Consider the following 13,308-nt stretch of genomic DNA (forward strand, 5'->3'; position numbering starts at 1 on the left):
TAAGTCCTTATTGATTGAGGCCGCGCACGGAGGAAATAAACTGCTTCAGTTCGCTGGTCTGCGGGTTGGCGAACAGCGTTTTGCTGTCGCCCTGCTCCCAGACCCGTCCCTGATGCATAAACACGACGCGGTCGCCCACTTCGCGGGCAAAATTCATTTCATGGGTCACGAGAATCAGCGTCATGCCCTCCGCCGCCAGCTGCTCCAGCACCTTAAGCACTTCGCCAACCAGCTCCGGATCCAGCGCCGAGGTGATCTCGTCACAGAGTAAAACTTTTGGCGACATCGCCAGCGCGCGGGCAATCGCCACGCGCTGCTGCTGGCCGCCGGAGAGACTCGACGGGTAGTAATCGAGCCGGTCGCCCAATCCGACCTTTTCCAGCATCCGCTGGGCCAGTTCACGGCACTCGGCGGCGCTCTTCTTCAGCACCCGACGCGGCGCCAGCATCACGTTTTCCAGCGCCGTCATATGCGGAAACAGGTTAAAACTCTGGAACACCATGCCGATAGAGCGGCTGATCTCCCGCGCCTGCGATTCGCGGTCGGTAATGGTCATCCCGCCGAGCTTAATGCTGCCTTCCTGATAGCCTTCCAGGCCGTTGATGCAGCGCAGCAGCGTGCTTTTGCCCGACCCGCTGCGGCCGATAATCGAGATCACTTCGCCCATATCGATATCCAGATCGACGCCCTTGAGCACGTGGTTATCGCCGTAGTACTTCTGCATCTGATTAATGGTGATGAGAGGCATTGAATTTGTTCTCCAGATGGCGGCTGTAGCGGGACAGCGGGTAACACAGAATGAAATAGCCCAGCGCCACCAGCGCAAAGACTTTAAACGGCTGATACGTCACGTTGGTCAGCATCGTTCCCGCTTTGGTCAGCTCGACGAAGCCGATAATCGACGCCAGCGCGGTACCCTTGATCACCTGCACGGCAAACCCCACCGTCGGGGCGATGGCGATCCGCAGCGCCTGCGGGGCGACGACCCGATACAGCGTCTGGCCAAAGCTCAGCCCCAGACAGCGCGAGGCTTCCCACTGCCCTTTTGGCAGGGCGCGGATGCTGCCAAACCAGATATCGAGCAAAAAGGCGCTGGTATACAGCGTCAGCGCCAGCGACGCCGCGGTCCACGCCGAAACGTCGATGCCGAACAGCGCCACGCCGAAAAAGGCGAGAAACAGCTGCATCAGCAGCGGCGTCCCCTGAAACAGTTCGACATAGCCGCGGATCAGGCGTTTTACCTGACGCCCGCCGGTCATGCGCAGCAGCAGGAGCGGCAGCGTGACCAGCGCGCCGCCGAGAAACGCCACCAGCGACAGCAGCACCGTCCAGCGCCCGGCCAGCAGCAGATTGCGGACAATGTCCCAATCGGTAAAGGTGGTCATCATGCCTGCACCCCCAGCCATTTACGTCCCGCCGCCATCAGCAGCTGACGCATTGTTATCGACAGCGCTAAATAAATCCCCGTCGTCACCAGATAGACCTCAAAACTGAGGAAGGTGCGCGACTGAATCAGGTTAGCGGCAAAGGTCAGCTCTTCATAAGAGACCTGCGACACCACCGACGAACCGAGCATGACGATGATGCACTGGCTCACCAGCGCCGGATAAATGCGCTGCAGCGCGGGCGGCAGAATGACCTGAATAAAGGTCTGCGTCCGGGTCAGCCCCAGCACGCGCCCCGCTTCCCACTGACCTTTCGGCGTCACCTGAATCCCGGCGCGCACGATCTCGGTACTGTAGGCCCCAAGATTGACCACCATCGCCAGCAGCGCGGCCTCGCCCGCCGTCATCTTCAGCCCCAGATTCGGTAAGCCGAAGACGATAAAAAACAGCTGTACCACAAACGGCGTGTTGCGAATCAGTTCGACATACCCGCCCCAAATCCGGCTGAACCACGTGGGACGCCCGCTGCGGATGGCGGCGCCGAAGATGCCAATCGTCAGGCCACCTATCGTCGCCAGCACCGTCAGCTGAATGGTCACCCACAGCCCCGCCAGCAGCTCCGGCCAGTGCGGCCAGAGCGCAGAAAAATGAAGTTGCTCCGTCATGCCCGGACCTTACGCGCCGAGGCTGGCAGGCAGCGGCGCTTTCAGCCACTTCTCAGACAAACCGTTCAGGGTGCCGTCTTTTACGCCCTGCTCAATCAGCGCATCCACTTTCGCCTTCAGGGCCGGTTGGTTCTTTTTCAGGCCGATAAAGCACGGCGAATCCTTCAGCATAAAGCTCGGCACCGGGGCCTTGTCAGCGTTCTGCCGGGAGATGGCCGCCACCACCAGGTTGCCGGTGGCCACATACTGCACCTGGCCAGATAAATAGGCCGACAGCGTGGTGTTGTTATCTTCGTAGCGCTTAATCTGCGCCTCTTTCGGCGCCACGCTGGTCAGCACCATATCTTCCACCGCGCCGCGGGTCACGCCCACGCTTTTACCGCTCAGCGCCGCCGGGTCTTTCAGCTCCGCGCCTTTCGGGCCAAATACGCCGAGGAAGAACGGCGCATAGGCGCGGCTAAAGTCGATCACCTTTTCGCGCTCGGCGTTTTTACCGAGGCTGGAAATCACCAGGTCCACCTTATCGGTTTGCAGATAAGGCACGCGGTTGGCGCTGGTCACCGGCACCAGCTGCAGCTTGAGCTTCATCTCTTTGGCGAGATAGCGCGCCATATCGATGTCGTAGCCCTGCGGCTGAAGGTCGGTACCCACCGAGCCAAACGGCGGGAAATCCTGCGGCACCGCAATGCGGATCGTGCCGCGCTTTTCAATATCCTGGAGCTGGTCAGCTTTCGCCGCCGGGAGGTTGGTTAACAGACAAGCGGCCCCGGCCAGTGCGATCAACAGTTTCTTCATGATGTTTACCCGTTACGTTAGCATGAAACAAAAGATTCTTTGAAGTCACTTTTGCAACTAATGTGCCAGATACAGCGCCGCGCATCGGGTTAGCCCGTCGTTTGGCTAAGCGAACGTAAAACAAGGGAAATTGAGGAATTAAGAGGGAACAACCGCGCGTTCCCCCATTATTTTATCGCACCAAAACCATGCAAGGCACCACGCTGGCGCCCCATTATCGTTGCTCCAGCTCGTCCAGCTGCTGATAAAGGGTGGCGATGTCGTGAATGCGCGGGCGGCCTTTATCGAGAATTTCGTGCAGAAAGGCGTTCGACAGCAGATTGATCAGGCTATTGACCGAGGCGTAGCTGTCGTAGGCCGATACGCTATCCAGCGGCGCGCAGAGCCGCCAGCGCGCCAGCGGAAACAGGCCGTGGGCCTGCGGTTCGCACATCAGCAGCGCCGGAATGCCGCTGCTCTGCAGCTGCTGCAGCAGCGGGCGAATAATTCGCGGGCGGCGGCGGAACGCCATCACCACCACCAGATCGTCGGCGGTTAAATCCACCAGCTCTTCGCTTAAGCTTTGTCCCGGCTGCGGCAGCACCAGCACCTGCCCGCGCGCCTGCAGGAGCTGCTGGCGCAGATGCAGCGCCGCCGGATAAGCATTGCGCATGCCGATAATCACGATACGCCGGGCGCTCACCAGCGCCTGAATCGCCTCGGCGAACTGCTGGACATCAAGGGCGTTAACCCACTGGGTCAGGTTGGCCATCTCCTGTTTATAGTGGCGCGCCAGCAGCGTGTTGCCCTGCACCGCATCGCGATTATCGGTCAGCGGCATTCCGCTCTGGCGCAGGGTGCGCAGCTCATCGCGCATATCTTTATATTTTTCATAGCCCAGGCGCTTGAACAGACGGCTGACCGTGGCTTTCGATACGCCGCTCAGCTGCGCCAGCTCGGCGCTGTTGTAGCTAATCAGGTCATCAAAATGATCGAAAATAAAATCCGCCACCCGCTGCTCCTGGGGCGATAATGACGGGTACTGCTCTTTCAGTCGTTCATCAAGCTGTTGCATAAGACCTCTGTAACTTTCGTTTCACCGCACTATACCGTTAACGTCTTTCATAATGCATGCCAGTTCGACAAAAAACCCCCATCGCCAGCAGCAATTGAAACTTTACGTTCAGACATGGAACAGCTTTTGCAACCCTCTGCGGACATTTCGCTTAATTGAGGACACCCCATGCAAAGTCATGTTGCCGCCCGCGGGATGGCGGTTGCGCCCCATCATCTGGCCAGCCAGAGCGCGCTGGCGGTTCTGCGCGAAGGCGGAAGCGCCATAGAAGCGATGGTCGCCGCCGCTGCGACCATCGCCGTGGTTTACCCGCATATGAACGGCCTCGGCGGCGATGGCTTCTGGCTTATCGTGCCCCCCGAGGGCGATCCCATCGCCATTGACGCCAGCGGCGCGGCGGGGTCGCTGGCGACGCCGCAGGCCTACGCCGGCCTCGCGCAGATCCCCCACCGCGGACCGCAGGCGGCCCTGACCGTGGCGGGCACCGTCAGCGGCTGGGACGAAGCGCTTAAGGTTTCGCGGGAGTTAACCGGGAAATCGCTGCCGCTGACGCGTCTGCTGGAAGATGCCATCGGCTACGCCGCCGGCGGTATCCCGGTGACCGCCTCGCAGGCCAGCGCGACCGCCGATAAATTCAGCGAACTGCGCGACCAGCCCGGCTTCGCCGAAACCTTTCTGGTGGACGGCCAGCCGCCGAAGGCCGGGAGCCGCTTTTTGCAGCCGGCGCTGGCGAACACCCTGCGCCGATTAACCGAAGACGGTTTAGACAGCTTCTATCGCGGGCCGCTGGCGGAGCAGCTGGCCCGCGGTATGGAAAAGTATGGACTGCCCGTCACCCTTAGCGACCTGCGGCAGCATCGCGCTCGCCGCCCCCAGCCGCTCAGGCTGGCGCACCGGCACGGCGAACTGTGGAACCTCGCGCCGCCGACCCAGGGGCTGGTTTCGCTGGCGATCCTCGGCATCACCGACAGGCTGGCGATGGCCAATGCCGACGATGCGATGACCGTCCACCGAATTGTGGAGGCGACCAAGCTGGCCTTCGGCCTGCGCGACGCGCATATCACCGATCCCCGCCACCTTGATGTCGATATCCAGAGCCTGCTGACGCCGGCGGCGCTGCAGCCGCTGGCGGAGAATATCGACGACCAACGGGCGGCCCCGTGGGGCGCGGGCAAAGGCCCGGGCGACACCGTATGGATGGGGGTTATCGATAAAAGCGGGCTGGCGGTTTCCTTTATCCAAAGCCTGTACCACGAGTTCGGCAGCGGCGTGGTGCTGCCGGAAAGCGGCATTGTCTGGCAGAACCGCGGGGCATCGTTCAGCCTCGACCCGCGCCACCTGCTGGCGCTGGCGCCCGGCAAGCAGCCGTTTCACACCCTCAACCCCGCCGCCGCAAGGCTGAACGATGGCCGGGTGATGGTGTACGGATCCATGGGCGGCGACGGCCAGCCGCAAACTCAGGCCGCTATTTTCACCCGCTACGTCATGCAAAACGTGCCGCTACAGGAGAGCATCACCCGGCCGCGCTGGCTGCTGGGACGCACCTGGGGGCAGACTTCCGACTCGCTCAAGCTGGAGGGCCGCTTCAGCGCCGAAAGCGTTGCCCGCCTGCGTCAGCTGGGGCACGACGTTGACGTGCTGGCCGATTTTAGCGAAGCCATGGGCCACGCCGGGGCGATTGTTCGCCATCCCAACGGCCTGTTTGAGGGGGCCAGCGATCCGCGCAGCAACGGCTCCGCCGCCGGTTATTAGGAGCTGATGATGAACACACCGCACAACGAATGGGACGCTTACCTCACACAAATGGAACAGCTGCTGGCGCTGGAGCTGGACGATGCGCGGCGCGCAGAGCTCAGGGTGCAGTTTAGCCGCATTGCCGCCATGGCCGGGCCGCTGCTGGCCTTTCCCCTCGACGATCGCGTCGAAATCGCCGGAGTCTATAAAGCATGAAGCTACCTGAAATGACGATTCACGAAATCCAGCGCGCGCTGGCCGCCGGCGAGCTCAGCGCCAAAGAGATCGCCCGCCACACCCTGGAGAACATCGCCCGCGTTAACCCGCAGATCAACGCCTGGACCCACGTCAGCGAAAAGCGCATGCTCGCTGAGGCGGAGAATATCGATACCCTGCGGCGGGAAAAAAAGCCCCTGCCCGCGCTGGCAGGCGTTCCCTACGCGGTGAAAAATCTGTTCGATGTCGCCGGCCATACCACCCTTGCCGGGGCGCAGCTGCTGAGCGATCGCCCCGCCGCCGCCGCCGACAGCTGGGCGGTGCGCCAGCTGCATAGCGCGGGCGCGCTGCTCTCCGGGATGCTGAATATGGATGCCTACGCCTACGGTTTTACCACCGAGAACAGCCACTACGGGGCGACGCGTAACCCGCACGATCTTTCGCGGATCGCAGGCGGCTCCTCGGGCGGGTCGGCGGCGGCGGTGGCCGCCGGGCTGGTGAATTTCTCGCTGGGCAGCGATACCAACGGCTCCATTCGCGTCCCGGCCTCACTGTGCGGGATCTTCGGCCTCAAGCCGACCTTTGGCCGTTTATCGCGCTCCGGCAGCCATCCTTTCGTCGCCAGCCTCGACCATATCGGTCCATTTGCCCGCTGCGTCAGCGACCTTTCGGCGGTCTACGATGCGCTGCAGGGTCGCGATCCGGGCGATGGTTTTCAGGCCGACAAGGCCAGCGAGCGCACGGCTAATCTGCTGTCGCGCGGTCTCGAAGGCCTGCGCTGCGCCACGCTCGGCGGTTATTTTACGACATGGTGCGATAACGACGCCCGTGCGGCCGTCACTCGCGTCGCCGGGGCGCTGGCGGCGCATGAGGCTGTGATTTTCCCGGAGGCGGAGCTGGCCCGCTCGGCGGCGTTTATTATCAGCGCCGCCGAGGGCGGAAATCAGTACCTGCCCGCGCTGCGTAGCCAGCCCGAACGTTTTGAGCCGAACTCCCGCGAGCGCCTGCTGGCGGGCGCGATGATCCCGTCGGCATGGTATCTTCAGGCCCAGCGCTTCCGCCGCCACGCGCAGCAGGCGTTTAAAGCCCTGTTCGCCCATACGGATGTGCTGATCGCCCCGGCCACGCCGTGCAGCGCGACGCTCATCGGCGCGCAGACCATGGAGATTAACGGCCAGCCGCTGCCGATTCGCGCCAGCATGGGGATGCTGACCCAGCCCATCTCCTTCCTTGGCCTGCCGGTGGTCACCGTGCCGCTGCGTACGGCGAACGGTCAGCCGATTGGCCTGCAGCTGATTGCCGCGCCTTTTAATGAACAAGCCTGTCTGCGCGCGGCGCGGGCGCTGGAAGAGATGGGCATTACCGACGCCCGCCCGGTGGAGATAGCAGCATGATGACGCAAGAGCAGATTAATCGCCCGTTGGTTCTCGCCGAGGTGACGGCGGCGTTTTACCGCTATGAGGAAGCGCTGGTGAGCAACGATATCGCGGTACTGGATGAGCTGTTCTGGCACGATAAGCGCACGGTGCGGCTGGGGGCCGGGGAAAATCTCTACGGTATCGACGAAATCCGCGCCTTTCGCGCCGCCCGCCCGGCCGCCGGCCTGCAGCGCGCGCTGCGGCACACCACCATCACCACCTTCGGCGAGGATTACGCGGTGTGCAGCACCGAATTCACCCGCGAAGGCAGCGAACGCATTGGCCGACAGCAGCAAACCTGGGTGCGCTTCCCCTGCGGCTGGCGCATCGTCGCCGCCCAGGTGAGTTTGATGAGTTAAGCCCCGCGCCTTTCCCGGTATCCCCCGGGTTGCGCTGCGCTTACCCGGGCTACGGGTCCTACCGGATTGCGGCCGTTTGCAGAGCTGTAGCCCGGGTAAGCCGCTTGCGGCGCGACCCGGGGAACGCCTTTACCCCCGGAACGGATGAACGTCGCGCCAGTGGTCGGCAATCTGCTGACGAGTGCAGACCCAAACCTGGTCGTGCTGCTGCACATAATCAAGGAAACGCTGCAGCGCGCGGAAGCGGCCCGGGCGCCCCAGCAGGCGGCAGTGCATCCCGATGGACATCATCTTCGGCGCGCTGGCCCCCTCGGCGTACAGCACATCGAAGCTGTCTTTCAAATAGGTGTAAAACTGCTCGGCGGTATTGAACCCCTGGGCGGTGGCAAAGCGCATATCGTTGGCGTCGAGGGTATAAGGTACGATCAGGTGCGGCTTACGCGTCCCGTCGCCGCAGGCCACCTCGCTCCAGAACGGCAGATCGTCGCCATAATAGTCGCTGTCGTAATCAAAACCGCCGTGCTCCACCACCAACTGGCGGGTATGGGGACTATCGCGCCCGGTATACCAGCCGGTGGGCGGTTTGCCAAACAGATCGGTTAACACCTGCACGGCTTTATGAAGATGCTCCCGCTCCTGCTCGATAGGCATATTCTGGTAGTGGATCCAGCGCCAGCCGTGGCTGACCACGTCATAGTTCGCCGACTTAATCGCCTCGACCACCTCGGGATGACGCGCCAGCGCCATGGCGACGCCAAACACGGTCAGCGGCAGTCCCCGCTGGCTGAACTCATTATGGATGCGCCAGAAACCGGCGCGGCTGCCGTACTCATACAGCGAATCCATCGACATATGCCGGTCAGGATAGCTGGCGGCGCCGATAATATCGGACAGAAACTGCTCAGAACCGGCATCGCCGTGCAGCACGTGGTTTTCCGAGCCCTCTTCGTAGTTCAGAACAAACTGCACGGCGATGCGCGCATTGTTCGGCCACCGCGCGTGCGGCGGCTGTCCACCGTAGCCGCGCAGGTCGCGCGGGTAATCGTCTGCCAAAAATGCCATCTGCTACCTCTTCATATTAAAAGGGATTTAATGCCTGAAATTTGCCGCTCAACGCCTTGGCTTCCGGAAACCCTAAATCGCCCTGCTTGCTGGTCGACAGGCCTAACGCCACCAGCGACTCAACCATTTTGACCGCCGCGCTGACGCCATCGATCACCGGCACGCGCAGCTCGCGGGTCAGCTCCTGGGCCAGCGTCGCCATCCCGCCGCAGCCCAGCACGATAGCCCCGCAGCCGTCCTCTTTTAGCGACTGGATACAGCGCGCTCGTACTTTCTCCTGCGCCAGACCGCTGCCGTCCTCCAGCGCCAGCACCGGTAAATCAATGGCGTGCAGGGCGGCGCAGTGGTCATGAAAACCATACTGGTGCAGCAGATGACGGGCGATGATCAGGGTGCGCGGCAGCGTGGTCACGATGGAAAAACGGGTGGCCACCAGCGTCGCCATATGCATCGCCGCTTCGGCAATCCCCACCACCGGCCCCTGCGCCAGCTCGCGCGCCGCCAGCAGCCCGGGGTCGCCAAAACAGGCGATCACGTGCCCGTCTACCCCCTGTTGACGACCGGCTTTGATCTGCTCCAGCACGCCCACGGCGGCGATGGCTTCATCAAAGTGGCCCTCTATCGACGGCACGCCCTCGCGGGGGCAGACCGCCAGAATCTCGGTTCCCGGCGCGGCAGCCGCCCGCGCGGCGGCGCCGATGGTTTCCGTCATAGCCAGGCTGGTGTTGGGGTTGATGACTTGTATACAAACAGCGGCCATTACGGCTCCTTATAGCCGGCAAACAGCCGGGCAAAATCGGGCAGAGTCACGCCAGAGCGCTCAAAACAGAGGCTGGCGACAATATGTTCAAAATGGTGGCTTAAGGCGTCGCTCAGGGGCTGGAGCGCCTTGTCGCGCAGCAGCTGGACAAGCTGTTCGTGATCGTCGCAGCGGCAGCCCTGACGCCACGGCGATCCCCACGCCGCGATAACCAAGGATGAACGCTGGCTCAGGCGGGTCACCATCTCGGTGAGCACCTGATTGCCGGAGATCGCCTGCAGCTGGATATGAAACTCGGCCGAATAGCGGATCGCCGCCGGGCCGTCATAGCGTTCATGCGCCTGTTGCTCCTGACGGATAATGGCCTCCAGCGCCGCCAGGTGCGGCGGCTGGCAGCGGGTCAGCACATCCGGCAGGTTGGCCACCTCCAGCAGCGCGCGGGTACGGAAGATCGCCTGCGCCTCTTCGACCGTTGGGCTGGCGACCTGTGCACCACGTTTGGGCGTCAGGGCGACCATTTGCACAGTCGCGAGTCGTTGCAGCACTTTTCTGATCCCGGTGCGGCTTACGCCAAACACCTCCGCCAGCGCCTCCTCCGGCAGTTTGCTCCCCGGCGGCAGCTGATGCTCGACGATCGCGGTCATCAGCGCCTGATAGATGGATTCGTCTTTATCCTGCAGTTCTGGCGCGGCCTGCAGACGATGTTGGTTGCTCATTAACCACTCCGACTTTCACTTTTTGATATCGAATCGTATACATAAAATTTAATTCTTGCATACAAAATTAACTGTTTTGGCCTGATTCCTGCAACAGCCTCGGCAATCCATTTAAACGGGTGTTCATTTACAGGAGCAGGTTTCATGCCAAATCAACAAAATACGCATCAGGTTAAGGCCGCTGATCCCCACGCTGGATACAGCCCACGGCTTTGCAATGAGGATCTGGCGCCAACGCGCGACCAGAACTGGAGCTGGTACAACATCTTTTCTTTCTGGATGTCGGACGTGCACAGCATGGGAGGCTACGTGGTGGCGGCAAGCTTCTTTACCCTTGGTCTTGCGAGCTGGCAGGTGCTGCTGTGCCTGCTGGTGGGGATTTGCATCGTTCAGCTGTGCGCTAACCTGGTGGCGAAGCCCAGCCAGATGGCGGGGGTGCCCTACGCGGTCATTTGCCGTCAGGCGTTTGGCGTCTTTGGGGCCAATATTCCGGCGGTGATCCGCGGGCTTATCGCCTTCGCGTGGTACGGCATTCAGACCTATCTCGCCGCCAACGCGCTGATGCTGGTGCTGCTGAAGTTCTGGCCCTCGCTGTCGACGCTCACCGCTTCCAGCTTCCTTGGCCTGTCGCATCTGGGCTGGCTCTGCTTCGCCACCATGTGGCTGCTGCAGGCGATGGTGTTCTGGCACGGGATGAACGCCATCAAGCGCTTTATCGATATCGCCGGCCCGGCGGTCTACGTGGTAATGCTGGCGCTGGCGGGATGGATTGTATACAAGACCGGTTTTGACGGGATCTCCTTTACCCTCGCCAGCAAATCGCTGAGCGCCGGGGAGCAGACCTGGCAGATGATCACCGCCACCGCGCTGGTGGTCTCCTACTTCTCCGGCCCGCTGCTCAACTTTGGCGATTTCTCGCGCTACGGCAAAAGCATGGGTGAGATCCGCCGCGGCAACCGCTGGGGCCTGCCGTTTAACTTCCTGCTGTTCTCCATCGTGACCGTGGTGATTGTCTCCGGCACGCAGTCGCTGTTTGGCCGCATGATCACCGACCCGATTGAGACCGTGAGCCGCGTGGGTAACGACCTGGCGGTCGCCATTGGCCTGCTGACCATGATCACCGCCACCATCGGGATTAATATCGTGGCCAACTTTGTCTCTCCGGCGTTCGATTTCTCTAACTGCTCGCCGCAGAAAATCAGCTTCCGCACCGGCGGGATGATTGCCGCCGTAGGGTCTATTCTGCTGACGCCGTGGAACCTGTTTAACTCGCCGGAGCTGATCCACTACACCCTCGACGTGCTGGGGGCGTTTATCGGCCCGCTGTTCGGTATCCTGATCGTGGACTTTTACATCATTAAGCGCGGCAAGGTTTCCGTTAACGACCTGTTCGACGACACGCCAAAAGGCCAGTACTGGTACCGCAACGGCTTTAACCCGAAAGCGATCGCCGCCCTGGTACCCTCCGTCGCGATTGGTCTGGTCATCAGCTTTATTCCGGCCCTGCACGAAGTGGCTAACTTTAGCTGGTTTATCGGCGTCTTCCTGAGCGGCGCGGCCTACCGCTGGATCGCCCGCGACGAGCGCGTCGGCGCCACCGCCGGCTTCAGCGCCCTCGCCCAGAAAGAGTAACCCGGCTTTCCCGCCGCGGCGTCACGTCGCGGCGGCTCTCCGCCTGCGCAAACTGGCATTAATCTTGCTCAATCAACCTATCCTTTCGCTAACCCACAGGGCAGCTATGATGTTTGACTACCATGCCGCGGTTCGCGGCGCATTTTTCGATATCGCCGGGGTTGCCGAGAGCGCCGACGATATCGCCCGCCAGGCGCGCTATCTGGAGGATGGCGTGTTGTTTCTTCGCGACGGACGCATTCAGGCGCTGCTGCCGTGGCAGGAGGGCGAACGCTTTCTGCACCCGCAGAAGGGCTATCGCGACCTGCGCGGTAAGCTACTGCTGCCGGGGTTTGTCGATGCCCACGTCCACTATCCGCAAACCGAGATGATCGGCGCATTTGGCGAGCAGCTGCTGGAGTGGCTCACCACTTATACCTTTCCCGTGGAGAGCCAGTTTGCCGATGCCGACTACGCCGCGGAGATCGCGCAGTTTTTTGTCAACCAGCTGCTGAGCCACGGCACCACCACCGCACTGGTTTTTTGTACGCTGCATCCGCAATCGGTGGATGCCCTGTTTAACGAAGCGCTGCGCCTGAATATGCGCCTGCTCGCCGGCAAAGTGATGATGGATCGCCACGCGCCGGACTACCTGAGCGAAAGCGCGGAGCAGAGCTACCGGCAAACTCGCGAACTGATTGAACGCTGGCACCGGCGCGGCCGCCTCGGCTATGCCATTACGCCGCGCTTCGCGCCGACCTCAACGCCGGAGCTGCTGGCCGCGGTGCGGCAGCTGCGGGAAGAGTTTCCCGATACCTGGCTGCATACCCATTTGAGCGAAAACCTCAACGAAGTGGCCTGGGTAAAAAGCCTGTGGCCGGAGCATGAGCACTATCTTGACGTCTACCATCACTATCGGCTGACCGGCGAGCGCAGCGTGTTTGCCCACGGCATTCACCTGGCGGACGCCGAGTGGCAGTGCCTGCACGAGACCGGTTCAGCGCTGGCCTTCTGCCCGACGTCAAACCTGTTTCTCGGCAGCGGGCTGTTTCGTTTACCGGCCTGCTGGCAGAACAAAGTGCGCATGGGCATCGGTAGCGATGTTGGCGCGGGCACAACGTTCAGTATGCTGCGCACCCTCGGCGAGGCGTATAAGGTCAGCCAGCTGCAAAGCTATCGCCTGCGCGCCAGCGAAGCCTTCTACCATGCGACCCTTGGCGGCGCGCGCGCGCTGCGCCTTGACGAGAAGATTGGCAATTTCCAGCCCGGCAAAGAGGCCGATTTCGTGGTTATCGACCCGGCGGTCACGCCGCTGCAAAGGTTACGCAGCGGGCGCTGCAAAGATATCTATGAACAGCTGTTCGTGCTGATGACCCTGGGCGATGAACGTAATATCAGCGAGACGTGGGTAAACGGCGAGCGCGTGTGGGGGGATGCGGCTGCGCAGTAGTCCCTTTCCCGGAGGCGGCACGTTGTGCCTGTCCGGGCTACCAGACCACAGACAGCGCCGAACTCATAGCCCGGACAGGCGCG

Annotated in this window: 13 protein-coding genes and 1 pseudogene; 6 read left to right on the forward strand and 8 right to left on the reverse strand. The window is 62.0% G+C overall.

Annotation, left to right across the window (positions count from 1 at the left end):
* Positions 1–7: 7 nt before the first annotated feature.
* The 5 genes from ABLV30_RS17885 to hpxU form a co-directional block, all read right to left on the reverse strand.
* Positions 8–748, reverse strand: a complete 741-nt coding sequence (locus tag ABLV30_RS17885) for an amino acid ABC transporter ATP-binding protein (RefSeq protein ID WP_025106229.1) — start codon at positions 746–748, stop codon at positions 8–10.
* Positions 729–1,385, reverse strand: coding sequence for an amino acid ABC transporter permease (locus ABLV30_RS17890; protein ID WP_014228771.1), 657 nt, complete (start codon positions 1,383–1,385; stop codon positions 729–731). Before ABLV30_RS17890 ends, ABLV30_RS17885 begins: the two co-directional genes overlap by 20 nt.
* On the reverse strand, positions 1,385–2,050 hold the full coding sequence (locus ABLV30_RS17895; protein WP_014228770.1) for an amino acid ABC transporter permease: 666 nt from the start codon (positions 2,048–2,050) through the stop codon (positions 1,385–1,387). Before ABLV30_RS17895 ends, ABLV30_RS17890 begins: the two co-directional genes overlap by 1 nt.
* Before the next feature lie 9 nt (positions 2,051–2,059).
* A complete protein-coding gene (locus ABLV30_RS17900) occupies positions 2,060–2,845 on the reverse strand; it encodes a transporter substrate-binding domain-containing protein (RefSeq protein ID WP_014838043.1) in 786 nt (261 codons plus the stop codon).
* A gap of 214 nt (positions 2,846–3,059) precedes the next feature.
* Positions 3,060–3,899, reverse strand: a complete 840-nt coding sequence (hpxU, locus tag ABLV30_RS17905) for a MurR/RpiR family transcriptional regulator HpxU (protein WP_004849708.1) — start codon at positions 3,897–3,899, stop codon at positions 3,060–3,062.
* A 168-nt stretch (positions 3,900–4,067) separates the two neighbouring features.
* Between hpxU and hpxW the strand changes: the two genes are divergently transcribed.
* Genes hpxW through hpxZ form a run of 4 tightly spaced genes read left to right on the forward strand, consistent with a single transcriptional unit; the run spans position 4,068 to position 7,626 of the window.
* Positions 4,068–5,651, forward strand: coding sequence for an oxamate amidohydrolase (gene hpxW, locus ABLV30_RS17910; protein WP_265800582.1), 1,584 nt, complete (start codon positions 4,068–4,070; stop codon positions 5,649–5,651).
* Positions 5,652–5,660: 9 nt separating this feature from the next.
* Positions 5,661–5,849 (forward strand): oxalurate catabolism protein HpxX, encoded by a 189-nt coding sequence (gene hpxX / locus ABLV30_RS17915; RefSeq protein WP_004131209.1) that lies wholly within the window; start codon positions 5,661–5,663, stop codon positions 5,847–5,849.
* Positions 5,846–7,243 carry an AtzE family amidohydrolase gene (locus tag ABLV30_RS17920; RefSeq protein WP_265800580.1) on the forward strand — a complete coding sequence of 466 codons (1,398 nt, stop codon included), beginning with the start codon at positions 5,846–5,848 and terminating at the stop codon, positions 7,241–7,243. The genes hpxX and ABLV30_RS17920 overlap by 4 nt, the downstream gene beginning before the upstream one ends.
* Positions 7,240–7,626, forward strand: a complete 387-nt coding sequence (gene hpxZ / locus ABLV30_RS17925) for an oxalurate catabolism protein HpxZ (RefSeq protein WP_009653539.1) — start codon at positions 7,240–7,242, stop codon at positions 7,624–7,626. The genes ABLV30_RS17920 and hpxZ overlap by 4 nt, the downstream gene beginning before the upstream one ends.
* Positions 7,627–7,755: 129 nt before the next feature.
* Here the strand turns inward: hpxZ and puuE are convergent, their stop codons facing one another.
* The 3 genes and pseudogenes from puuE to ABLV30_RS17940 all read right to left on the reverse strand — a co-directional run bounded on the left by puuE (position 7,756) and on the right by ABLV30_RS17940 (position 10,164).
* A complete protein-coding gene (puuE, locus tag ABLV30_RS17930; RefSeq protein ID WP_004849698.1) occupies positions 7,756–8,688 on the reverse strand; it encodes an allantoinase PuuE in 933 nt (310 codons plus the stop codon).
* Positions 8,576–9,448: pseudogene (locus ABLV30_RS17935) on the reverse strand (aspartate/glutamate racemase family protein); the annotation flags it as partial. The pseudogene ABLV30_RS17935 and the gene puuE, both read right to left, overlap by 113 nt.
* Entirely contained in the window at positions 9,448–10,164 is a 717-nt protein-coding gene (locus tag ABLV30_RS17940) for a GntR family transcriptional regulator (protein WP_014228762.1), read from the reverse strand. The pseudogene ABLV30_RS17935 and the gene ABLV30_RS17940, both read right to left, overlap by 1 nt.
* 144 nt (positions 10,165–10,308) lie before the next feature.
* On the opposite strand from ABLV30_RS17940, the gene ABLV30_RS17945 reads away from it, so the two are divergent.
* Positions 10,309–11,796 (forward strand): NCS1 family nucleobase:cation symporter-1, encoded by a 1,488-nt coding sequence (locus tag ABLV30_RS17945; RefSeq protein WP_014228761.1) that lies wholly within the window; start codon positions 10,309–10,311, stop codon positions 11,794–11,796.
* Positions 11,797–11,905: 109 nt separating this feature from the next.
* Complete coding sequence (gene guaD, locus ABLV30_RS17950) at positions 11,906–13,225, forward strand: guanine deaminase (protein ID WP_025106222.1); 1,320 nt, start codon at positions 11,906–11,908, stop codon at positions 13,223–13,225.
* Positions 13,226–13,308 lie beyond the last annotated feature (83 nt).

It is taken from the genome of Klebsiella sp. CN_Kp113 (assembly GCF_040064585.1).
GTDB classification, from domain to species: domain Bacteria; phylum Pseudomonadota; class Gammaproteobacteria; order Enterobacterales; family Enterobacteriaceae; genus Klebsiella; species Klebsiella michiganensis.

What these genes read in the sequence shown, in the direction of transcription:
- puuE (WP_004849698.1), bottom strand. Translation starts at nt 8,688, where the DNA reads ATGGCATTTTTGGCAGACGATTACCCGCGCGACCTGCGCGGCTACGGT.
- ABLV30_RS17940 (WP_014228762.1), bottom strand. Translation starts at nt 10,164, where the DNA reads ATGAGCAACCAACATCGTCTGCAGGCCGCGCCAGAACTGCAGGATAAA.
- hpxU (WP_004849708.1), bottom strand. Translation starts at nt 3,899, where the DNA reads ATGCAACAGCTTGATGAACGACTGAAAGAGCAGTACCCGTCATTATCG.
- hpxX (WP_004131209.1), top strand. Translation starts at nt 5,661, where the DNA reads ATGAACACACCGCACAACGAATGGGACGCTTACCTCACACAAATGGAA.
- hpxZ (WP_009653539.1), top strand. Translation starts at nt 7,240, where the DNA reads ATGATGACGCAAGAGCAGATTAATCGCCCGTTGGTTCTCGCCGAGGTG.
- ABLV30_RS17945 (WP_014228761.1), top strand. Translation starts at nt 10,309, where the DNA reads ATGCCAAATCAACAAAATACGCATCAGGTTAAGGCCGCTGATCCCCAC.
- ABLV30_RS17895 (WP_014228770.1), bottom strand. Translation starts at nt 2,050, where the DNA reads ATGACGGAGCAACTTCATTTTTCTGCGCTCTGGCCGCACTGGCCGGAG.
- ABLV30_RS17900 (WP_014838043.1), bottom strand. Translation starts at nt 2,845, where the DNA reads ATGAAGAAACTGTTGATCGCACTGGCCGGGGCCGCTTGTCTGTTAACC.
- ABLV30_RS17920 (WP_265800580.1), top strand. Translation starts at nt 5,846, where the DNA reads ATGAAGCTACCTGAAATGACGATTCACGAAATCCAGCGCGCGCTGGCC.
- hpxW (WP_265800582.1), top strand. Translation starts at nt 4,068, where the DNA reads ATGCAAAGTCATGTTGCCGCCCGCGGGATGGCGGTTGCGCCCCATCAT.
- ABLV30_RS17890 (WP_014228771.1), bottom strand. Translation starts at nt 1,385, where the DNA reads ATGACCACCTTTACCGATTGGGACATTGTCCGCAATCTGCTGCTGGCC.
- ABLV30_RS17885 (WP_025106229.1), bottom strand. Translation starts at nt 748, where the DNA reads ATGCCTCTCATCACCATTAATCAGATGCAGAAGTACTACGGCGATAAC.
- guaD (WP_025106222.1), top strand. Translation starts at nt 11,906, where the DNA reads ATGTTTGACTACCATGCCGCGGTTCGCGGCGCATTTTTCGATATCGCC.